Raw genomic sequence first — 23,000 nt, 5'->3', positions numbered from 1 at the left:
TCCCCGCGTCCCGTACGCCCGTGTCGGTCGTGGACGGTCCGCCGGTGTCCCCCGGGCCCGGGCCGGCCGACCGCCGACGGCGGCCGGTCGCGGTGCCGCGCCGCCCGCGGCCGGATATGCCGCAGGCGGCGCGGCACCGGGACCTTCGCGTTCCAGAGGCGCGCACGGCCCCTCAGACGTTCTCGGCCTGGAACATCCAGTGGAACTTCTCCAGGTCCGCGGTGATGCCGATGAGGATGTCCTGGGACACCGGGTCCGGCTTGTCGGTCACCGCGATGCGTTCACGCATCCGTGCGATGACGGCGTCGAGCGCGTTGACCATGACGCTGACGACGTCGCCGTCCTTGACCCAGCCGTCCGTCACGGGGTCGATGCCGCTGGTCTTGGCGACGGTGGCGGCACGGCCGTCAGGGGTGACCCCGATCGCGGAGGCGCGCTCGGCCACGGTGTCGGAGGCGGCACGGGCGCTGTCCACCACCTCGTCGAGCTGGAGATGGATGGAGCGGAAGCGGGGGCCGATGACGTTCCAGTGCACCTGCTTGGCCAGCAGCGACAGGTCGATGAGGTCCACCAGGCTGCCCTGGAGGGCGTCACCGACGGTCTTGCGCTCCTGCTGGGGAAGAGGGCTCTTCACAACGGACATGCGCGGTTCTCCTCGCGGGTCGACACCACCGGACCTTTTTGTCCCATGCTGACTTCCTCCGCCTACCCTGCCTCGCCGCCTTACACATGGCAAAAGACAGGCACCCGGTCGGCGACCGGCACAGGATCCCCACGGGTCCGCGGCGCCCTCTCCGGGGCCTCACGGCCGGCCGCCCGCGCTCCACTCCCCCGCCCGCAGCTCCCTCCACCCGCGTCCGGCCCGGACGGCCCGTGCGCCGCCCCGAGGCAAGGCGTCCGGCCCCGGCAACGCGAAAGCCCCGCCGGGTTCGCCCGGCAGGGCTCTGACGCGTTCCGCGCGACCGCTCGGCGGTGTGCCGGACGACCCGTGGGCACTCAGGCGGCGACCACGTCCACGGCCTCGGCCGACTTCTTGGGCGCCTTGATGGTGATGCGCTCGTCCGGGGTGGACGGCACCGCGGTGACGGAGGTGACGGGCCCCAGCAGGGGTCGCATCGGCGCGGCCGCGGTCTCGTCCGCCGCCGACTGTGCCAGCTCGGCGAGGGAGAGGTCGTCGCTGACCTCGCGCATCACCTCGGACATCGGGACGTCCAGAGCGTCGCAGATCGCCGAGAGCAGCTCGGACGACGCCTCCTTCTGCCCTCGCTCGACCTCGGACAGGTATCCGAGCGAGACCCGGGCGGAGGAGGAGACCTCACGCAGGGTGCGGCCCTGGCGCTGGCGCTGCCGACGCAGCACGTCACCCAGCAGGCGACGGAGCAGGATCATCGGTGGCTCCCTCCTCGGACCGCGTAACCGCATCCCTCTCGCCCCACCGTACCGCCTCGGGCACCGGCCGTGCGGGGAGCGAAGACGTGTTCACTCAGGGCTGCAAACATCCCATCCCCCCGTGTTCTTCCCCATCCCAGCGCCCCTGATTCGTCCTGGGGCGGGTTTGCCGCCTTGCCGCGGCCGTGCCCGCACTTCGGCTGAGGCGCGGCTACGGGGCCGGTTCGGCCCCTGGACTGGCCACCGTACTCCTTCGGAGCTCGGCCGTGAGCAGTTCCAGAACAGCTTCAGCCGAACCGCCCCGGATCACGCTACGATCCCCCGCCAGCAGCAGCTCCCGCACCTCGGAGCGGTCCGGGCCGGCCACGGCGACGAAGACCGTCCCGACGGGCTGTCCGTCCTGCGGGTCGGGACCGGCGACCCCCGTGGTCGCCAGACCCCAGTCGGCTCGCAGCCGTCGGCGCACGCCCTGCGCCATCTGGCGGGCCACCTCCGGGTCGACGGCGCCGCGCGCGGCCAGCAGCCCGGCGTCGACGTCGAGCAGTTCGTGCTTCAGTTCGGTGGCGTACGCGGTGACCGAACCGCGGAAGGCGCGGGAGGCGCCGGGCACGGAGGCGAGTTCGGCGGCCACCAGGCCCCCGGTCAGGGACTCGGCCACGGCAACCGTGGCCTGCCGGTCCCACAGCAGCCGCAGGGCTGCCTCGGCGGCGCTCACGCGCGCCGCTCCGGCCGCGGACCGCCCGCTTCGCCCGCCGGGGACCCGGCGGGGGTTCCGGGGCCGTCAGGGTGGTCGCCGGCCGCCGCACGGGCCTGGGCGGCGAGGCCGGCCCGGCGCAGCACCACGGCCTGCCGGATGTAGTCCACGCCGGTCGCGACGGTGAGGATGACGGCGGCCGCCATGATCCACGCGCGGATGGAGGCCAGCGGGCCGGTGAGCACCAGGATGTACATGCCGACCCCGACGCCCTGGGTGAGCGTCTTGAGCTTCCCGCCCCTGCTGGCCGGGATCACCCCGTGCCGGATGACCCAGAACCGCATCAGCGTGATGCCCAGCTCGCGGAAGAGGATCACCGCCGTCACCCACCACGGCAGGTCGCCCAGGGCGGACAGTCCGATGAGCGCGGCTCCCATGATCGCCTTGTCGGCGATCGGGTCGGCGATCTTGCCGAAGTCCGTGACCAGGCCGTAGCGGCGGGCCAGCTCACCGTCGAAGAGGTCGGTGATCATGGCGACGCCGAAGGCGGCCCACGCGAAGGAGCGCCAGGCCGGGTCGTGCCCGTCGCCGTGCAGCAGCAGGACGACGAAGCCGGGCACCAGGAACAGCCTGATCATGGTGAGCAGGTTCGCGACGTTGAGCAGGTCCGCCTGGGCGGCCTTGCGCGCCCTGCCGTCCGGCACCGCCCGCACGGCTCCGCCGGCCGACCCGGCCGCGGCCGGGTCGGCGGGGGTGCCGGGCAGGAGGGTGGCCGCGGCCTCCGCCGGACGCGCGGGGCGCGCCGCCGTCCCCGGCTCGGGGGAGGGCGGCGCGTGCGACGGCGACGGCTGCGAGGACGGGGTCGGCTCGCTGGCTCCGCTCATCTGGCCGCCCCTTCGACGAGTACGCCGCCCGGCGCGGGTACGTCGGCCGCGGCCGGGCCGGTCAGCGCGCTGGCCACCAGGTCGACGCCCTCGGCGGCGACCACCTCGGCCGTCACGAACGTTCCGGGGGCGGGCGTCCAGCCGTCGGGGGCGTCCTCGGCGGGCAGCAGCCGCACCTGGCCGTCGGTCTCCGGCGCCTGGTGGTCGGCGCGGCCGGTGATCTCCCCGGTCTCCTCGTCGACGGCCTCGACCAGCACCCGCACCGTGGAGCCCACGCGCTCCTCGGCGCGCTGCGCGGTCAGCTCCTCGGCCAGCCGCGAGACCCGGGCGAGCCGGGCGGCGACGACGTCCTCGTCCACCTTGTTCTGGTAGCCCTCGGCTTCGGTGCCCTCCTCGTCGGAGTAGCCGAACACGCCGATCGCGTCGAGCCGGGCCTCGGTGAGGAAGCGCTCCAGCTCGGCGAGGTCCTCCTCGGTCTCCCCGGGGAAGCCGACGATGAAGTTGGAGCGCACGCCCGCCTCGGGGGCCTTGGCCCGGATGGTCTCCAGCAGCCCGAGGAAGCGCTCGGTGTCGCCGAAGCGGCGCATGGCGCGCAGCACGCCGGGGGCGGAGTGCTGGAAGGACAGGTCGAAATAGGGGACGACGCCGGGGGTGGAGGTGAGCACGTCGATCAGTCCGGGCCGCATCTCGGCGGGCTGGAGGTAGCTCACGCGGACCCGTTCGACGCCGTCGACGGCGGCCAGCTCGGGCAGCAGGGACTCCAGGAGGCGGATGTCGCCGAGGTCCTTGCCGTAGGAGGTGTTGTTCTCGCTGACCAGCATGACCTCCACGACGCCCTGGCCGGCCAGCCAACGGGCCTCGGCGAGCACGTCGGTGGGGCGGCGCGAGACGAAGGAGCCGCGGAAGGACGGGATGGCGCAGAAGCTGCACCGCCGGTCGCAGCCGGAGGCGAGCTTCACGGAGGCGACCGGTCCGCTGTCCAGGCGGCGGCGCAGCGGGGCCCGCGGCCCCGACGGCGGCGCGACCCCCTCGGGCAGGTCCGGGGCGGCCTCGGCGAACTCCTCGGCGGGCTGCTCCGGGCCGGCGGTGCCCTGGCCGTGGCCGGGGAGCGCCACCTCGGCGGTCTGCCGTTCGGCGGGGCTGATCGGCAGCAGCTTGCGCCGGTCGCGCGGGGTGTGCGAAGCGTGGATGCCGCCGGACAGGATGGTCTGGAGCCGGTCGGAGATGTCGGTGTAGTCGTCGAAGCCGAGCACGGCGTCCGCCTCGGGCAGCGCCTGGGCGAGCTCCTTGCCGTACCGCTCGGCCATGCAGCCCACGGCGACGACGGCCTGGGTGCGGCCGTGGGACTTGAGGTCGTTCGCCTCCAGGAGGGCGTCCACCGAGTCCTTCTTGGCGGCCTCGACGAAACCGCAGGTGTTCACCACCGCAACGTCGGCCTCGGCGGCGTCGTCGACGAGCCGCCAGCCGTCCGCCGCCAGCCGACCGGCGAGTTCCTCCGAGTCGACCTCGTTTCGGGCGCATCCGAGCGTGACAAGGGCGACGGTACGGGGTTCGGGCATGAGCACCAGCGTACCTGGTGGCCTCCCGCGCTCGGCCGACCGCGGGCGCACCGGTGACGACCCGGCGCGCGACGGGGAGCGTGCGAGCGGCGCCGGCGGCTCCCTGTCGCGCGTGAGGCCCGCAGGAGGCGGCCGGGGCGGCGGCCGGTCAGCCCTGGGTCGGGTCGCCCGGGGTGTACGTCAGGCGCACGACCTGTCCCTTGCCGCCGGCCGGGCCGAGGTCCTTGCCGTTGACGAAGAGCTGGACGGCGCCCGCGTTGCCGACGACCAGTTTGATCTTCTTGTCGTCGGTCCACGTCTGGGAGTCGCCGTCCCGGAGGGAGGACTGGAAGAGCTGCTTGCCGTTGTGGTCGGTGGCCAGGATCCAGCTGGCGCCGCCGACCGCGCTGACCTTGACGGTGACCTTGCCGGGCGGGGCGGCCGCGATGACGCTGCCGGTGTCGGTGGGGCTCGCGGTGGGGGCGTTGTTGCTCTGCGGGGACGAGGTCGTGGCCGGGTGGCCGGTGGCGGTCGCGGTCGTCGTGGCGTCGGCCTCCGAGCCGGCCTTGCCCCCGCTGCCTCCGCCGCCCACGACGGTGAAGCCGACGAAGCCCACCACCGCGACGATCGCGGCCACCATGGCGGCGGTCCAGTTGGGGCGCCGCGGCTCGGACGTGATCCTCTCCGTCTCGTAGCGGGGAGGCGCCGGAGCGACCTCGTTCTGCGGGGCGTGCTCCGCCGCGTACCGGGCCACCAGCGGCTCGGGGTCGACGCCGACCACGCGGGCGATGTTGCGGATGTGGCCGCGGGCGTAGACGTCCCCGCCGCAGCGCGAGAAGTCGTCGCGCTCGATGGCCTGGAGGATCGGGACGCGCACCCGGGTGGTGCTGCTCACCTCGTCGACGGACAGTCCTGCCGCGACGCGTGCCTGTGCGAGGGCGCGACCGACCGAGGGGTCGTCAGGGGAAGGCGAGTTGCCGATGGACACGAGGGCGCCTTTCGAGCGTGCAGCCGCCTGCTGGGGACAGTCTAGGGGGCGGGTCAAAACGCGGGGGCAAGCGGGCGGCACGGGGGCCCGGTCCACGGAACGGGGGCGGGCGGCCGTCCGGCTTGTATCAGGTTGACGCGCGAACAGGAGAAACGGTTGCCTGATTACGTGCCCCGACTCCGGTCGCATCACACGTAGCAGGACTCCACTTGTGTGACCCCTGGTACGCCGCCGCCGCCGACCGCCCCCGCCTGCGCGGCGCCCATGGGGCGGAGTCCGGGACCACCCCAGGAAGACGGGCCCCGGCCCCGCCGGTCAGGAGGCGCCGCGGGTCGGGAGGGAACCCCGGGTCAGGAGGCGCCGCCGGTCAGGACGGGGCCGCCTCGCCGCGGATGACGGCGAGCACTCCGTCGATCTCGTCGGCCTTGACCAGCACGTCGCGCGCCTTGGAGCCCTCGCTGGGGCCCACGATGCCGCGGGTCTCCATCAGGTCCATCAGGCGTCCGGCCTTGGCGAACCCGACCCGCAGCTTGCGCTGGAGCATCGAGGTCGACCCGAACTGGGTGGAGACGACCAGCTCCGCGGCCTGGCACAGCAGGTCCAGGTCGTCGCCGATCTCCTCGTCGATCTCCTTCTTGGGCCCGCCGCCCACCGTGACGTCGGCGCGGTAGGTGGGGGTCAGCTGCGCCTTGCAGTGGTCGACGATCTTGCCGACCTCGTCCTCGGTGACGTAGGCGCCCTGTATGCGGGTGGGCTTGTTCGCGCCCATCGGCAGGAAGAGTCCGTCGCCCTTCCCGATGAGCTTCTCGGCGCCGGGCTGGTCCAGGATGACCCGGCTGTCGGCGAGGGAGGAGGTGGCGAAGGCCAGCCGGGACGGCACGTTCGCCTTGATCAGACCGGTGACCACGTCGACGCTGGGCCGCTGGGTGGCGAGCACCAGGTGGATGCCGGCCGCGCGCGCCAGCTGGGTGATCCGGACGATGGAGTCCTCGACGTCGCGGGGCGCCACCATCATCAGGTCGGCCAGCTCGTCGACGATCACCAGCAGGTACGGGTAGGGGGACAGCTCGCGTTCGCTGCCCTCGGGGGTACGGGCCCGTCCGGAGCGGACCGCCGCGTTGAAGTCGTCGATGTGGCGGTACCCGTAGGCGGCCAGGTCGTCGTAGCGCAGGTCCATCTCCCGCACCACCCACTGGAGCGCCTCGGCGGCCCGCTTCGGGTTGGTGATGATCGGGGTGATCAGGTGCGGGATGCCCTCGTAGGCCGTCAGCTCGACGCGTTTGGGGTCCACCAGCACCATCCGCACCTCGTCCGGGGTGGCGCGGCACATCACCGAGGTGATGAGGCAGTTGATGCAGGAGGACTTGCCGGAGCCGGTGGCGCCGGCGACCAGGATGTGCGGCATCTTGGCGAGGTTGGCCACCACGTAGCCGCCCTCGACGTCCTTGCCCAGGGCGACGGTCATCGGATGCTCCTCGCCGGCGGCGTCCGCCGAGCGCAGGAGGTCGCCGAGGTTGACCATCTCGCGGTCGCTGTTGGGGATCTCGATGCCGACGGCGGACTTGCCCGGGATGGGGCTGATGATCCGCACGTCGGGGCTGGCCACGGAGTAGGCGATGTTCTTGGCCAGGGCGGTGATCCGCTCGACCTTCACGGCGGCGCCGAGCTCCACCTCGTAGCGGGTGACCGTGGGGCCGCGGGTGAAGCCGGTGACCACCGCGTCGACCTTGAACTCCTTGAAGACCTGGGTGAGCGAGGCGACGACCGCGTCGTTGGCGGCGCTGCGGGTGCGCCCGGGGCCGCCGCGCTCCAGCAGGTCCAGCGAGGGCAGGGCGTAGGTGATGTCCCCGGAGAGCTGGAGCTGTTCGGCTCGTGGCGGCAGCGGCTCGACCACCTCGGCGGGGGGCTTGGTGAGGTCGGGCACGCCGCCGGCCGGGGAGCCGGCGGCCTCCGCGTCGGCGCGGGCGGCTGGCACCTGCTTCGTCAGCCGCCCGGTCAGGTCCGGCACCAGCGGGGCGGGCTGGAGGCCGCCGAGCACCGCGCCGTCCAGCGCGGCCGCGGCGGCCGCCGCGATGTCCACCGGGTCCGGGCCGTCCTCGGCCGTCCCCTTCTCGGCCCGGCGGCGCGGGCGGCGGCGCGGCTTGGGCTCGTCGCCGCCGGCCGCGGCGCCGGGCCCGGACGGCGAACCGGCCGCCTCGTCGGCCTCCACGTCGTACGGGTCCCGGCCGGCGTCGGCGGGCAGCCGTCGCACCGGCGAGTCGTCCTCCGCGCCGTCCCGGTCGGAGTCGCCGTATCCGGCCTCCTCGTCGAAGAACTCCTCCAGCGGAACCGCCTCGGGGTCCGCCGGCGGCGCGTAGAAGCCCACCCGGGCGCCGGCCGCCCGCAGCCGCTGCGGGATGGCGTTGACCGGGGTGGCGGTGACCACCAGCAGCCCGAAGACGGTGAACAGCAGCAGCAGCGGTACGGCCAGGAACGCGCCCACCGTGTAGAGGAACGGCTCCGCGGCGCCCCAGCCGATCAGGCCGCCGGCCTGGCGCAGGGCGTGCGCGCCGTCCGCCCGGGAGGGCGCCCCGGAGAAGACGTGGATCAGCCCGAGCATGCCGATCACCAGTGCGGACAGGCCGATGACGATCCGGCCGTTGGCCTCGGCCTGCTCCGGATGCCGCATCAGGCGCACCGCGATCCAGCCGATCAGGAACGGCACCAGCAGGTCCAGCCGCCCGAAGGCGCCGGTGACCAGCAGGGTCACCAGGTCCCCGACCGGGCCGTGCAGGTCGGACCAGGTGCCGGCGGCCACCACCAGGGTCACCCCGAGCAGCAGCAGCGCCAGGCCGTCCTTGCGGTGGGCCGGGTCCAGGCCGCGCGCACCGCGCCCTATCCCCCGGAACACCGCGCCGACCGCGTGGGCGAAGCCGAGCCAGAGGGCGCGCACCAGGCGGTACAGGCCGCCGGTGGGCGACGGTGCCGGCTTGGGCGCGGGCTTGGCCGCCGCCTTCTTCGCGGCCGGCCGGGCGGCGGCGCTCTTGGCCGCCGGCCGCTTCGCCGCGGCCTTCTTCGCCGGCGGTTTGGCCGGAGGCTTCACCGGGGCCTTCTTGGCGGTGCCGGACGTACGGGGGGCCATGGTGCCGAGGTTACCGCCCTTGTGATCGAGGGACACGCGTGCACGGCGATACGCCCGTTCGTGTCGGAGGAGGACGGCCCTCAGATTGACATCACGTCAACATGAATCCGCCCATCACTCCTTCGAGCGAATTTGGCTCGGTGTGCGCCGCCTGGCCCCTCAGCGGCGGCGCCCACGGCGGTTCCGCGGCCTCACGCCTCTCCCGGCCCTACTCGGAACGGGGATTTCACTCCGGCCCGGACTGCCGCACCACGCTGGCTCCGCCCGGCTCCAGAGCGTCCAACGCCCGCCGCAGCCCGTTCAGTTTGCGATCCAGGTGGGCCGCGGTGGCCACCGCGGCGGCACCGGAGCCCTCGTCGAGCTGCCGGCCCAGCACCTCGGCCTGCTCCTCGACCGCCGCAAGCCGCGCGGACAGTTCGGCGACCAGCCCGAGAGGCTGCTTCGCCCCGTTGCCCGCACCGACGGGCGCGCCCTGCTCCAACTGGAGCCGCAGCAGCGCCGCCTGCTCGCGCAGCTGGCAGTTCTTCATGTACAGGTCCACGAAGACCGACACCTTGGCGCGCAGCACCCATGGGTCGAACGGCTTGGAGATGTAGTCCACCGCACCGGCCGCATAGCCGCGGAAGGTGTGGTGCGGACCGTGGTTGATCGCCGTCAGGAAGATGATCGGGATGTCCCGGGTCCGCTCCCGGCGCTTGATGTGCGCCGCGGTCTCGAACCCGTCCATGCCCGGCATCTGCACGTCCAGCAGGATCACCGCGAAGTCGTCGGTGAGCAGCGCCTTGAGCGCCTCCTCCCCGGACGATGCCCGAACCAGGGTCTGATCCAGCGCCGAGAGGATCGCCTCCAGCGCCAGCAGATTCTCCGGCCGGTCATCGACCAGGAGGATCTTGGCCTTGTGCACCATGCCACGCCCTCCTCGCCCCGACTTGGGGCCTACCCGGCTCGCGATGCCCGTGAGGGCGTCGGCCGCCGCCCCCGCGGGCGACTGCGTCGCGCCGCCCGTCCTTGTGCCGGTCATCGTAGCCGCACCCCGCCGCTCGCCACACCCTGTCACCGTCAGGTCACTCACCACGTACCGGAAACGTCGGCGGAGACCCTAAGGTTCCCGCATTCTGCCGTGTTCACACCCGGTCCGTACGAGCATCCCGCAACTCGTCCCGAGAGCAGCCCCGCGACTCGTCCCGGGACCCGCCGAACGGCCCGCCCGACGGTCCGCCCGCGGGCCCGCCCCGCGACCGCGCGGCCGGCCCGCGGGCCGGCCGCCGCGCCTCAGCCGGCGTGCATCCACTCCTCCATGCGCGTCAGCAGATGGTCGGTGTCGACGGGCTTGGTCACGTAGTCCGAGGCCCCCGACTCCAGCGCCTTCTCCTTGTCGCCCTTCATGGCCTTCGCCGTCAACGCGATGATGGGCAGCCCCTCGAACTGGGGCATCTTGCGGATCGCGGTGGTCGTCGCGTACCCGTCCATCTCCGGCATCATGATGTCCATCAGCACGACGGCGATGTCGTCGTACTGCTCCAACACCTCGATGCCCTCCCGGCCGTTCTCCGCGTAGAGCACCGTCAGCCCGTGCTGCTCCAGGACGCTGGTCAGCGCGAACACGTTGCGGATGTCGTCGTCGACGATGAGCACCTTCTCGCCGCTGAAGCCGCCGGAGAAGCGTTCCCCCTCGCCGGCGGGCTCCCCGACCCAGGTGTCCGCGCCGCCGCGCCCGCCGGCGGCCCCTGGCCTTCCCCGGACACCGCGGCGGCCGAGCCGGGGCCGCGGCCGTCCAGGTGCCCGCCCAGGGCCCCCTGCGGGGCGCTCTGCGCCGTACGGCGGCGGAGCCTGGCCAGGCTGCTGCCCGGGCTGCGGTTGCGGCCGTGCGCGCCCTGCTCGGCGTCGGCCGACTCACCCGGCTCCAGGGCGGGGTGCGGCACCGCGCCCGGCAGCGTGTCGCCGACGCTCAGCGGCAGGAACAGCGTGAAGGACGAGCCGCGGCCGGGCTGGCTGTCGGCGTGGATCTCACCGCCCAGCAGCCGCGCGATCTCCCGGCTGATCGACAACCCGAGGCCGGTACCGCCGTACTTGCGGCTGGTCGTGCCGTCGGCCTGCTTGAACGCCTCGAAGATCACCCGCATCTTGCTCGCGGCGATGCCGATACCGGTGTCGGTGACCGAGAACTCGATCAGCGGCTGGTCCGGCTCGCGCAGCGTGCCCGCCTCCAGCAACTGCTCCCGGATCGCCTGCGGCACCTCCGTGCCGGCCGGACGGATCACCAGCTCCACCGAACCGTGGTCGGTGAACTTCACCGCGTTCGACAGCAGGTTGCGCAGCACCTGGAGCAGCCGCTGCTCGTCCGTGTGGAGCGTCACCGGAAGCTCGGGCGAGACCCGGACCGAGAAGTCCAGGCCCTTCTCCGCCGTCAGCGGCCGGAACGTCGCCTCCACGTAGTCCACCAGCTGCACCAGCGCGATCCGGGTCGGCGAGACGTCCATCTTGCCCGCCTCGACCTTCGACAGGTCCAGGATGTCGTTGATCAGCTGGAGCAGGTCCGAGCCGGCGCCGTGGATCGTCTCGGCGAACTCGACCTGCTTGGGCGACAGGTTGCTGTCCGCGTTGTCGGCCAGCAGCTTCGCCAGGATCAGCAGCGAGTTCAGCGGCGTCCGCAGCTCGTGCGACATGTTCGCCAGGAACTCGGACTTGTAGCGCATCGAGACCGCCAGCTGCTCGGCGCGCTCCTCCAGGACCTGGCGCGCCTCCTCGATCTCGGTGTTCTTCACCTCGATGTCGCGGTTCTGCCGCGCCAGCAGCTCGGCCTTCTCCTCCAGTTCGGCGTTGGACAGCTGGAGCGCGCGCTGGCGGTTCTCCAACTCGGCCGACCGCTCCTGGAGCTGCTCGGTCAGCAGCTGCGACTGCTTCAGCAGCGCCTCGGTCTTGGTGTTCACCGAGATCGTGTTGACGCTGATCGCGATGATGTCGGTGATCTGGTTGAGGAAGTCCTTCTGGATCTGGGTGAACGGCTGGAACGCGGCCAGCTCGATCACCCCGAGCACCCGGCCCTCGAAGAGCACCGGCAGCACGATGACGTGCGCGGGCGGCGCCTCGCCGAGCCCCGAGACGATCTTCAGGTAGCCGGGCGGCGCCTGCTCGATGAGGATCGGCCGCTTCTCCACCGCGGCCTGCCCGATCAGCCCCTCCCCGGGCAGGAACACCGACGCCATGCCCTTGGTGAACCCGTAGGAGCCGATGTGCCGCAGCTCGTAGGCCCCGCCCGCCTCGGCGGTGTCCTGCGCGAGGAAGAACGCGCCGTGCTGCGCGGACACCACCGGGGTCAGCTCGCTCATGATCAGCGCGGCGACGTCGCCGAGGTCGCGGCGGCCCTGCATCAGGCCGGAGATCCGGGCGAGGTTGCCCTTGAGCCAGTCCTGCTCCTTGTTGGCGAGAGTGGTCTCGCGGAGTCGGACGATCATGGTGTTGAGGTAGTCCTGGAGCTCCAGGATCTCGCCGGCGGCGTCCACGTCGATCCGCAGGTTCAGGTCGCCGCGGGTCACCGCCGTGGCCACCTGCGCGATGTTGCGCACCTGGGACGTCAGGTTGTTCGCCATCAGGTTGACGGACTCCGTCAGGTCCTTCCAGATGCCCGACACCCCCGGCACCCGCGCCTGGCCGCCCAGCCGTCCCTCGGTGCCCACCTCGCGGGCCACCCGGGTCACCTCGTCGCCGAAGGCGGAGAGCTGCCCCACCATGGTGTTGATGGTGGTCTTGAGCTCCAGGATCTCGCCGCGGGCGTCCACGTCGATCTTCTTCGACAGGTCGCCGCGCGCCACCGCCGTCGTCACCTGCGCGATCTGCCGCACCTGGCCGGTGAGGTTCGACGCCATGCCGTTGACGGACTCGGTGAGGTCCTTCCACGTGCCCGCGACGCCCGGGACGCGCGCCTGGCCGCCCAGGATGCCCTCGGTGCCCACCTCGCGGGCCACCCGGGTCACCTCGTCACCGAACGCCGACAGGGTGTCCACCATCGTGTTGATGGTGTTCTTCAGCTCCAGGATCTCGCCGCGGGCGTCCACGTCGATCTTCTTGGTGAGGTCGCCGTTGGCCACGGCGGTGGCCACCGAGGAGATCGACCGCACCTGGGAGGTGAGGTTGGACGCCATGCCGTTGACGGAGTCCGTGAGGTCCTTCCACGTGCCGGCCGCGCCCCGCACCCGGGCCTGGCCGCCCAACTGGCCCTCGGTGCCCACCTCGCGGGCCACCCGGGTCACCTCGTCACCGAACGCCGACAGGGTGTCCACCATCGTGTTCACCGTGGTCACGAGCGCCAGGATCTCGCCCTTGGCGTCCACGGTGATCTTCCGGGACAGGTCGCCGGAGGCCACCGCCGACGTCACGTCGGCGATGTTCCGCACCTGGGAGGTCAGGTTGTTGGCCATGAAGTTGACCGACTGCGTCAGGTCCTTCCAGGTGCCGCTGACACCCTTGACCTCGGCCTGGCCGCCCAGGATGCCCTCCGTGCCCACCTCGCGGGCCACCCGGGTCACCTGCTCGGCGAACGACGACAGCTGGTCCACCATCGTGTTCAGGGTGTTCTTCAGTTCGAGGATCTCGCCCTTGGCGTCGACCTCGATCTTCTGCGACAGGTCGCCGCGCGCCACCGCCGTGGCCACCTGGGCGATGTTGCGCACCTGGGCGGTCAGGTTGCCCGCCATGAAGTTGACGGAGTCCGTCAGGTCGCGCCACACACCGGCCACTCCGGGCACCTGCGCCTGGCCGCCGAGCCGTCCGTCGGTGCCGACCTCGCGGGCCACCCTGGTGACCTGGTCGGCGAACGAGGACAGCTGGTCCACCATCGTGTTGATGGTGTTCTTCAGCTCCAGGATCTCGCCGCGGGCGTCCACGTCGATCTTCTGCGACAGGTCGCCGCGCGCCACCGCCGTCGTCACCTGCGCGATCTGCCGCACCTGGGACGTCAGGTTGCCCGCCATGAAGTTGACGGAGTCCGTCAGGTCCTTCCACGTCCCGGAGACGCCGTCGACACGGGCCTGGCCGCCCAGCCGGCCCTCGGTGCCCACGTCCCGCGCCATCCGCGTGACCTGCTGCGAGAACGAGCTCAGCTGGTCCACCATGCGGTTGACGGTGTTCTTCAGCTCCAGCATCTCGCCGGAGACGTCCACCGTGACCTTCTGCGACAGGTCGCCGTTGGCCACCGCGGTGGTCACCTGCGCGATGTTGCGGACCTGCGCCGTCAGGTTCCGGAACGCCGTGTTGACGGAGTCCGTCAGGTCCTTCCACGTCCCCGCCGCACCCGGAACCGCCGCCTGGCCGCCCAACTGGCCCTCGACGCCGACCTCGCGGGCCACCCGCGTCACCTCGGAGCCGAACGCCGACAGCTGGTCCACCATCGTGTTCACGGTGTTCTTCAGCTCCAGCATCTCGCCGGAGACGTCCACCGTGACCTTCTGCGACAGGTCGCCGCCGGCCACCGCCGTCGTCACCTGCGCGATGTCGCGGACCTGCGCCGTCAGGTTCCGGAACGCCGTGTTGACGGAGTCCGTCAGGTCCTTCCACGTCCCCGCGGCGCCCGGCACGTGCGCCTGGCCGCCCAACTGCCCCTCGGCGCCGATCTCCCCGGCCACCCGGGTCACCTCGCCGGAGAACGTGCGCAGCGTCTCCGTCATCGCGTTGATCGTCTCGGCCAGCTGCGCCATCTCACCGCGCGCGCCGATGGTGATCTTCTGCGTCAGGTCGCCGTTGGCGACCGCCGTCGTCACCTGGGCGATCTCACGCACCTGGGCGGTGAGGTTGCCGGCCATCAGGTTCACCGAGTCGGTGAGGTCCTTCCAGACCCCCGCCACGCCCGGCACCTTCGCCTGGCCGCCGAGCTCGCCCTCGGTGCCGACCTCCCGGGAGACCCGGATCACCTCGGAGGAGAACGACGACAGCGTGTCCACCATCGTGTTGACGGTGTTCTTCAGCTCCAGCATCTCGCCGGCCACGTGGACGGTGACCTTGCGCGAAAGGTCGCCCTTGGCCACCGCGGTGGTGACCAGGGCGATGTCGCGCACCTGTGCGGTCAGCCGGTACGCCATGGTGTTGACCGAGTCCGTCAGGTCCTTCCAGGACCCCGACATCCCCCGCACCTTCGCCTGGCCGCCCAGCTTGCCCTCGGTGCCGACCTCGCTGGCGACCCGCGTCACCTCGTCGGTGAACGCCGACAGCTGGTCGACCAGCCCGTTGACGGTCCGGCCCACCTTCAGGAACTCGCCGCGCAGCGGATGCGCCGACCCGTCCGCGTTCTGCGCGCGCAGGTCCATCCGCTGCTCCAGGTCGCCCTCGGCGACCGCGGACAGCACCCGGCCGACCTCCGAGACCGGCCGCACAAGGTCGTCGACCAGTGCGTTCGACGCCTCGATGGCGGCCGCCCAGGCGCCCCGGCTGTCGCCGGACTCCAGCCGCTCGGTGAGCTTCCCGTCGCGCCCCACGACCCGCCGCACCCGGGCCAGCTCCCCCGTCAGGTGCTGGTTGCGGTCGGCGACCTCGTTGAACAGCAGGGCGATCTCGGCCAGCGGCCCGTCACCGCTCGGCTGCAGCCTCCTGCGGAAGTTCCCGTCCCGCATCGCCGCCAGCGCCTGTTGGAGCTTCGCCAGCGCCGCCGCGTCGACCTCTACCGTCCCGCTGCCACGGGATCGCCCGTTCTTCGTACGCGTGACCGTGCCCCGCGCCGATGCGCCAGACTCCACCGTGTCCCTCCTGGAGGGTCGATCGACCCGCAGACGACCCGAGAGGATGCGACCGTGCTGCGTTCAGAACATGCCCAGTGTTTCACTACGTCCCCGTCCGGCCATAACGGTTCGGCAGCATCGGACCGCAATCGGTCCGTAACGGGGCCCGCACACCCCACCCTCGGGGTGGAATCAGCGGCAACCGGCGCACGCGCGGCCCCGGTGGGTAAGTAACCTGGCACCGGGTCGCCCGCAGACGGGCACACACCCAGGATGCCGCCGACAGCGGCGCCCGGACAGCGTCCGGGCGACCGTCAGGAAGGCGCGGGCGGAGCCCGGGCCGACACGACCAGTGAGGAGCGCGGTGATCACGGCGCGGGCAGCGGCCACCTTCGAACCGGTGGGGCGTTCGGTCGCGGTCGCCCGCGCCTTCGTCCGGGACACGCTGCACGGCTGGGGCTTCGCCGACGTCGTCGACGACGCGGTCGTGCTCACCAGCGAACTCGTCACCAACGCCGTGGTGCACGCGGGCACCGCCGCCGACGTGCAGTGCCTGCGCTACGACACGGCGGTACGGGTCGAGGTCGCCGACCACTACCCCGAGCGCGAGGTGCCGATGCAGCCGCGCGGCCGCCAGTTCCGGGACACCGACAACGAGGGCGGCCGCGGCCTCATGCTGTGCACCGCCCTGGCCACCCGCTGGGGCGTTGAGTACACGCCCACGGGCAAGCACGTCTGGTTCCAGCTCGACCTGCCCGAACGCCCCGCGGGCACCCGCTCCGCCGGCCCGCTGCTGCCCACCGCCGTACTGCCCGTCGCCGACGAGCGGGTCCGCGTCGCCGTCGTGCAGGTGGACCGCGGCTCGGTGATCACCCGGTGGAACGACGACGCCGCCGACCTCTTCGGCCACCCCGCCTCCGACATCGTGGGCAAGTCCCTCGCGGACCTCGCCGCCTGGCCCCAGACCCCCGGCACCGGCATCGGCCTGGCCGACGCCCTCCAACTCTCCCGCTGGGAGGGCACCTACGGCATGCGGGACGCGGCCGGCCGCGTGCTGCCCGTCTACGGCTCCCACCTGCGGGTCCGCGACAGCGCCGGCGAACCCTCCACCGTGTGCCTGCTGGTGCGGGCCGAGGAGCGGGCGGTGCTCCAGTCCCCCGCCCGCAACGGCGGCTCCGGCGGCGACTCCGGGACGGCCCAGCGGGGCAAGGCCGCCGACGCCTTCGAGGGCTTCATCGGCACCCCCACCCCCGACGACCTCGACGGCCTCCTCCAGCGCACCGTCGAGCGCGCCCGCGACATGCTCGACGGCGACGCCGCCTACCTACTGCTGGCCACCGACGACGAGACGGAGCTGGAGGTACGGGCCTCCACCGGCCTGCCCTCGGCCCGCCAGCGCTTCGCCCGGGTACCGGTCGAGGCCGGCACGGGCCGCTACGGCAGCGCCCGGATGCCCGCCGTGCACGAGGACCTCACCGCGGTGCCCGGCGCCGTGCCGCTGCTGTCCGGCACCGGCATGCGCTCGGTCGTCACCGTGCCGCTCAAGGTGGAGGGCCGGCTGACCGGTTCGCTGGGTGTGGCCGCGGAGGCGCCCGGCCGCTTCACGAACCAGGAGGCGCTGCGCCTGCAGTTCGCCGCCGACCGGATCGCCCTCGCCGTGGAGAGCGCCCGCCTCACCGAGCTGGAGCGGATGCGCCGCGGCTCCCTGTCGTTCCTGGTGGAGGCGTCCGACCTGCTCGCGGGCACGCTGGAACGCGACCAGACGCTCGCCCTCATGGCGCAGATGACCGTCCCCGTCCTGGCCACCTGGTGCGCCGTCTACACCATCGCCGAACGGGCCGAACCCGAGCTCGCCTTCGTCCTGCACGAGGACGAGGACCGCATCGACGGCATCAAGGCCCTGCTCCAGCAGGTCCGCCCGCCGGAGCCCGACCCGACCCCCGGGGCCAGGGTGTGGACGGCGCCGGCCGACGCGGCCCACTCCAGCGCCCTGCGCGCGTCCCTGCGCAGCCTGGGCCTCGGCTCCTCCAACGGCGGCAGGCCCGGCCCGGGACCGAGTGTGGCCCTGGCCACGGCCGCCGCGGTCGGCGGCGAGACGGTGGTCCTGCCGCTGGTGGCCCGCAACCGCGTCATCGGCATGCTCACCCTGGGCCGGCCCACGGACGAGCGTTTCCGCCAGGAGATCCTGGAGCTCGCCGAGGACCTCTCGCGACGGGCGGCGCTCGCCCTGGACAACGCCCGCCTCTACAGCGAACGCACCGCCATCAGCCAGGCACTCCAGCGCAGCCTGCTGCCCCCGGAGCTGCCGCACGTGCCCGGCGTCGAGGTGGAGGTCATCTACCGCGCGGCCGGCGAGGGCAACGAGGTGGGCGGCGACTTCTACGACGTCTTCCCGATCCGCGAGGGCTGCTGGGGCTTCGCCATCGGCGACGTCTGCGGCACCGGGCCGGAGGCCGCCGCGGTGACCGGGCTGGCCCGCCACGCGCTGCGGCTGCTGGCCCGCGAGGGCCTGGGCGGCCCGGCCGTCCTGGAGCGCCTGAACGCGGCGATCCTCGACGAGGGCGCCCGCAGCCGCTTCCTCACCCTCCTCTACGGCGAGGTGCGGCCCCAGGAGGACGGCAGCGCCGAGCTGCGGATGGTCTGCGCCGGGCACCCCCTGCCGCTGCGGCTGCGCCCGGACGGCGCGGTCTCCCCGGTGGCCGAACCGCAGCCGCTGCTGGGCGTCATGGAGGACCTGGAGCTCTACGAGGAGACGGCCGTCCTCCAGCCCGGCGACGTCATGCTGTGCGTGACCGACGGCGTCACCGAACGCCGCGAGGGCAGCCGCATGCTGGGCGACGACGGGCTGGCGGACGTCCTGGCCACCTGTACGGGCCTGACGGCCGGCGCGGTCGCCGCCCGCATCCTGCGGGCCGTCGAGCGCTTCGCGGCGGACGCTCCGTCGGACGACATGGCCATCCTGGCGATGCGTCTCCCGGCACTGCCCGCCTCGTAGGGAGGGAGCGGCCGGTTGGGCGCGTCTCCCGGCCCGGGGCGGCCCCAACAGCCTCCTGCCTGGGACGGGCCGGCTCCCTGGCGGCGGCGAGGTGCCCCTGGCCGCCGGCGCCCGCAGAGGAGCTGTGGACATGCGAAAGGCCCCCGCCGCAGCGGGGGCCTTTCGTTGTCCGAGCCCCAATACGGAATCGAACCGTAGACCTTCTCCTTACCATGGAGACGCTCTACCGACTGAGCTATTGGGGCGCGTCGATGGGAAGATCTTATCCCATCGCGAGGGGTGCTCGCCAACCTTGTCAGACGAGGCGGCCGAGCTGGTTGCAGACCGCGGCGAGACGGGTCAACTCCCGCTCTCCGGTGAACGAGTCGATCGGCAGGGACAGCGTGTCCGCCGCGGCCAGCTCGGTCTGCGGCAGGCCGGGGATGCCGATGGCGCGGTGCGCGGGGAGCCGGTGGACCGGCGTGGGCACGGCGATCTCGGCCCGCACTCCACGCGCGGCCAGCGCCCTCGCGTAGGCGTCCCGGTCGGGCCGCCCGTTGCCGGGTATCCGCACCGTGTAGCGGTGGTAGCGGTGGTACGCCCCGGGCTCGACGTAGGGGACGATGACCCCGGTCAACGCCGAGTCCAGGAAGCGGGCCCGGGCCCGGCGGCGGGCGGTCTCGCCCAAGTCCTCCTCCAGGGGCGCCTCTTCGATGAGGGCAAGCCCGTGCTGCCGTGCGATACGTCCGAGGCTCTCCACCGGAGCGGGATACCCGAAGAGGTTCACGGGGATGACAGCGGCCGTGCCGGCCGTCACGGCCGCGGCCACGGCGTCCGCCGAGAGGCAGAGGGTGCGCGGGTCGATGTCGGCGAAGACCGGTGTCGCCCCGGCCAGCCGGGCCCCGTCGGCGGGCGCACTGGGCCCGTAGGACGGCACAATCACCTGGTCACCGGGACCGATACCGATCCGGGTGAGGGTGGCGCCCAGCGCCGTCGCGGTCATCTCGGAGACCGTCCTGTCCCGTCCTCCGGGTCGAGCAGTGGTCATCTGCTGCACGTCTCCACACCTCCGGCTGTGGGGGCTTTCCAGTCCCAGGGTCCCGGCAGGACGTGAACGCAAAGGTAACGAACAGCAAAAACACCCCGGCCCCCGAGATAATCTCGGGGGCCGGGGTGTCTTATGAAAACTTGTTCGGCGGCGTCCTACTCTCCCACAGGGTCCCCCCTGCAGTACCATCGGCGCTGAAAGGCTTAGCTTCCGGGTTCGGAATGTAACCGGGCGTTTCCCTCTCGCTATGACCACCGAAACTCTATCGGGCCACCCCCATCACACAGGGGCGTCGACAAGGCTCCAGGAACCAGCACGATCTTCAATTAACCAGTTCACCGGTGCGACCTTTCGCAACCCGGGAACCAAACAGTGGACGCGAGCATACATGGACAATCCCTCGGCCTATTAGTACCGGTCAGCTCCACACCTCACGGTGCTTCCACATCCGGCCTATCAACCCAGTCGTCTACTGGGAGCCTTACCCCCTCAAGGGGGTGGGAGTCCTCATCTCGAAGCAGGCTTCCCGCTTAGATGCTTTCAGCGGTTATCCCTCCCGAACGTAGCCAACCAGCCATGCCCTTGGCAGAACAACTGGCACACCAGAGGTCCGTCCGTCCCGGTCCTCTCGTACTAGGGACAGCCCTTCTCAAGACTCCAACGCGCGCAGCGGATAGGGACCGAACTGTCTCACGACGTTCTAAACCCAGCTCGCGTACCGCTTTAATGGGCGAACAGCCCAACCCTTGGGACCGACTCCAGCCCCAGGATGCGACGAGCCGACATCGAGGTGCCAAACCATCCCGTCGATATGGACTCTTGGGGAAGATCAGCCTGTTATCCCCGGGGTACCTTTTATCCGTTGAGCGACGGCGCTTCCACAAGCCACCGCCGGATCACTAGTCCCTACTTTCGTACCTGCTCGACCCGTCAGTCTCACAGTCAAGCTCCCTTGTGCACTTACACTCACCACCTGATTGCCAACCAGGCTGAGGGAACCTTTGGGCGCCTCCGTTACCCTTTAGGAGGCAACCGCCCCAGTTAAACTACCCACCAGACACTGTCCCTGATCCGGATCACGGACCGAGGTTAGACATCCAGCACGACCAGAGTGGTATTTCAACAGCGACTCCACCACGGCTGGCGCCATGGTCTCACAGTCTCCCACCTATCCTACACAAGCCGAACCGAACACCAATATCAAGCTATAGTAAAGGTCCCGGGGTCTTTCCGTCCTGCTGCGCGAAACGAGCATCTTTACTCGTAGTGCAATTTCACCGGGCCTATGGTTGAGACAGTCGAGAAGTCGTTACGCCATTCGTGCAGGTCGGAACTTACCCGACAAGGAATTTCGCTACCTTAGGATGGTTATAGTTACCACCGCCGTTTACTGGCGCTTAAGTTCTCAGCTTCGCCACACCGAAATGTGACTAACCGGTCCCCTTAACGTTCCAGCACCGGGCAGGCGTCAGTCCGTATACATCGCCTTACGGCTTCGCACGGACCTGTGTTTTTAGTAAACAGTCGCTTCTCGCTGGTCTCTGCGGCCACCCCCAGCTCAGAGCGCAAGGCCCATCACCAGGAATGGCCCCCCTTCTCCCGAAGTTACGGGGGCATTTTGCCGAGTTCCTTAACCATAGTTCACCCGAACGCCTCGGTATTCTCTACCTGACCACCTGAGTCGGTTTAGGGTACGGGCCGCCATGAAACTCGCTAGAGGCTTTTCTCGACAGCATAGGATCATCCACTTCACCACAATCGGCTCGGCATCAGGTCTCACCCTGCATGGACGACGGATTTACCTACCGTCCGGGCTACACCCTTACCCCGGGACAACCACCGCCCGGGCTGGACTACCTTCCTGCGTCACCCCATCACTTACCTACTACCCCCTCGGATCAGCGGCTCCACCACTCCCCATCACTCCGAAGAGATCAAGGGCGGCTTCACGGCCTTAGCATCAGAGGATTCGATACTGGGCGCTTCATAGCGGGTACCGGAATATCAACCGGTTGTCCATCGACTACGCCTGTCGGCCTCGCCTTAGGTCCCGACTTACCCTGGGCAGATCAGCTTGACCCAGGAACCCTTAGTCAATCGGCGCAAACGTTTCCCACGTTTGAATCGCTACTCATGCCTGCATTCTCACTCGTGAACCGTCCACCACTACCTTCCAGTGCGGCTTCACCCGGCACACGACGCTCCCCTACCCATCACAGCCCCCGTTGGGGGTATTGCTGCAATGACACGACTTCGGCGGTATACTTGAGCCCCGCTACATTGTCGGCGCAGAATCACTAGACCAGTGAGCTATTACGCACTCTTTCAAGGGTGGCTGCTTCTAAGCCAACCTCCTGGTTGTCTCTGCGACTCCACATCCTTTCCCACTTAGCATACGCTTAGGGGCCTTAGTCGATGCTCTGGGCTGTTTCCCTCTCGACCATGGAGCTTATCCCCCACAGTCTCACTGCCGCGCTCTCACTTACCGGCATTCGGAGTTTGGCTAAGGTCAGTAACCCGGTAGGGCCCATCGCCTATCCAGTGCTCTACCTCCGGCAAGAAACACACGACGCTGCACCTAAATGCATTTCGGGGAGAACCAGCTATCACGGAGTTTGATTGGCCTTTCACCCCTAACCACAGGTCATCCCCCAGGTTTTCAACCCTGGTGGGTTCGGTCCTCCACACGGTCTTACCCGCGCTTCAACCTGCCCATGGCTAGATCACTCCGCTTCGGGTCTTGAGCGTGCTACTGAAACGCCCTATTCGGACTCGCTTTCGCTACGGCTCCCCCACACGGGTTAACCTCGCAACACACCGCAAACTCGCAGGCTCATTCTTCAAAAGGCACGCAGTCACGACATACAGGACAAGTCCTGTATGCGACGCTCCCACGGCTTGTAGGCACACGGTTTCAGGTACTATTTCACTCCGCTCCCGCGGTACTTTTCACCATTCCCTCACGGTACTATCCGCTATCGGTCACCAGGGAATATTTAGGCTTAACGGGTGGTCCCGCCAGATTCACACAGGATTTCTCGGGCCCTGTGCTACTTGGGTGATCTCCAAGAGAGCCGTACACATTTCAGCTACGGGGGTCTTACCCTCTACGCCGGGCCTTTCGCATGCCCTTCGCCTACACATACGGTTTCTGACTCTCCGACCGGCCGGCAGACCGATCAAGGAAACTCCCACAACCCCGCTGACGCAACCCCTGCCGGGTATCACACGCCAACGGTTTGGCCTCATCCGGTTTCGCTCGCCACTACTCCCGGAATCACGGTTGTTTTCTCTTCCTGCGGGTACTGAGATGTTTCACTTCCCCGCGTTCCCTCCACACTGCCTATGAGTTCAGCAGCGGGTGACAGCCCATGACGACTGCCGGGTTTCCCCATTCGGACACCCCCGGATCAAAGCTTGGTTGACAGCTCCCCGGGGCCTATCGTGGCCTCCCACGTCCTTCATCGGTTCCTGGTGCCAAGGCATCCACCGTGCGCCCTTAATAAATTGGCCACAGATGCTCGCGTCCACTGTTCAGTTCTCAAGCCACGACCGGTCACCCACAAACCACACCCGAAAGCATGATCCGACAGGTCCCGATAACACGAAGGAACACCAACGGCATTCCCTCAGGACCCAACAGCGTGCCCGACACCA

At 70.3% G+C, this 23,000-nt stretch carries 11 protein-coding genes, 1 tRNA gene, 2 rRNA genes and 1 pseudogene; 1 reads left to right on the top strand and 14 read right to left on the bottom strand.

Going from position 1 to position 23,000, the window contains the following annotated elements:
- Nucleotides 1–172 precede the first annotated feature (172 nt).
- The 10 genes and pseudogenes from BS72_RS25290 to BS72_RS25250 all read right to left on the bottom strand — a co-directional run bounded on the left by BS72_RS25290 (nt 173) and on the right by BS72_RS25250 (nt 15,339).
- Nucleotides 173–643 carry a Dps family protein gene (locus BS72_RS25290; RefSeq protein WP_037913850.1) on the bottom strand — a complete coding sequence of 157 codons (471 nt, stop codon included), beginning with the start codon at nt 641–643 and terminating at the stop codon, nt 173–175.
- Nucleotides 644–996: 353 nt separating this feature from the next.
- Nucleotides 997–1,389: a helix-turn-helix domain-containing protein gene (locus tag BS72_RS25285; protein WP_037913847.1), complete on the bottom strand. Its 393-nt coding sequence runs from the start codon at nt 1,387–1,389 to the stop codon at nt 997–999.
- Between the two features lie 211 nt (nt 1,390–1,600).
- A complete protein-coding gene (locus tag BS72_RS25280) occupies nt 1,601–2,104 on the bottom strand; it encodes a CinA family protein (protein WP_037913844.1) in 504 nt (167 codons plus the stop codon).
- On the bottom strand, nt 2,101–2,967 hold the full coding sequence (pgsA, locus tag BS72_RS25275) for a CDP-diacylglycerol--glycerol-3-phosphate 3-phosphatidyltransferase (protein ID WP_107498877.1): 867 nt from the start codon (nt 2,965–2,967) through the stop codon (nt 2,101–2,103). The genes BS72_RS25280 and pgsA overlap by 4 nt, the downstream gene beginning before the upstream one ends.
- Complete coding sequence (rimO, locus tag BS72_RS25270) at nt 2,964–4,526, bottom strand: 30S ribosomal protein S12 methylthiotransferase RimO (protein ID WP_037917579.1); 1,563 nt, start codon at nt 4,524–4,526, stop codon at nt 2,964–2,966. The genes pgsA and rimO overlap by 4 nt, the downstream gene beginning before the upstream one ends.
- Before the next feature lie 148 nt (nt 4,527–4,674).
- Nucleotides 4,675–5,493 (bottom strand): helix-turn-helix domain-containing protein, encoded by an 819-nt coding sequence (locus tag BS72_RS25265; RefSeq protein ID WP_037913841.1) that lies wholly within the window; start codon nt 5,491–5,493, stop codon nt 4,675–4,677.
- Between the two features lie 367 nt (nt 5,494–5,860).
- Nucleotides 5,861–8,614: a DNA translocase FtsK gene (locus tag BS72_RS25260; RefSeq protein WP_063836206.1), complete on the bottom strand. Its 2,754-nt coding sequence runs from the start codon at nt 8,612–8,614 to the stop codon at nt 5,861–5,863.
- A 226-nt stretch (nt 8,615–8,840) separates the two neighbouring features.
- On the bottom strand, nt 8,841–9,521 hold the full coding sequence (locus BS72_RS25255) for a response regulator (protein WP_037913835.1): 681 nt from the start codon (nt 9,519–9,521) through the stop codon (nt 8,841–8,843).
- 365 nt (nt 9,522–9,886) lie between these two features.
- A pseudogene (locus BS72_RS40025) lies at nt 9,887–10,264 on the bottom strand (response regulator); the annotation flags it as partial.
- Nucleotides 10,207–15,339 carry a HAMP domain-containing protein gene (locus tag BS72_RS25250; protein ID WP_232792531.1) on the bottom strand — a complete coding sequence of 1,711 codons (5,133 nt, stop codon included), beginning with the start codon at nt 15,337–15,339 and terminating at the stop codon, nt 10,207–10,209. The gene BS72_RS25250 and the pseudogene BS72_RS40025, both read right to left, overlap by 58 nt.
- 346 nt (nt 15,340–15,685) lie before the next feature.
- Here BS72_RS25250 and BS72_RS25245 point away from each other — a divergent pair, with 346 nt between their 5' ends.
- Nucleotides 15,686–18,316: a SpoIIE family protein phosphatase gene (locus BS72_RS25245; RefSeq protein ID WP_037913833.1), complete on the top strand. Its 2,631-nt coding sequence runs from the start codon at nt 15,686–15,688 to the stop codon at nt 18,314–18,316.
- Nucleotides 18,317–18,488: 172 nt separating this feature from the next.
- On the opposite strand, the gene BS72_RS25240 is transcribed toward BS72_RS25245, so the two are convergent.
- From BS72_RS25240 to BS72_RS25225, 4 genes are all read right to left on the bottom strand, one after another.
- A tRNA-Thr gene (locus BS72_RS25240) sits at nt 18,489–18,561 on the bottom strand.
- A gap of 50 nt (nt 18,562–18,611) precedes the next feature.
- A complete protein-coding gene (locus BS72_RS25235) occupies nt 18,612–19,298 on the bottom strand; it encodes a DegT/DnrJ/EryC1/StrS family aminotransferase (protein ID WP_051951663.1) in 687 nt (228 codons plus the stop codon).
- A 187-nt stretch (nt 19,299–19,485) separates the two neighbouring features.
- Nucleotides 19,486–19,602, bottom strand: a 5S ribosomal RNA gene (gene rrf, locus BS72_RS25230).
- A 129-nt stretch (nt 19,603–19,731) separates the two neighbouring features.
- A 23S ribosomal RNA gene (locus tag BS72_RS25225) occupies nt 19,732–22,856 on the bottom strand.
- Nucleotides 22,857–23,000: the final 144 nt, after the last annotated feature.

It is taken from the genome of Actinacidiphila yeochonensis CN732, from assembly GCF_000745345.1.
Classification (GTDB): Bacteria; Actinomycetota; Actinomycetes; order Streptomycetales; family Streptomycetaceae; genus Actinacidiphila; species Actinacidiphila yeochonensis.
This window is presented reverse-complemented; position numbering and strand designations above follow the sequence as displayed.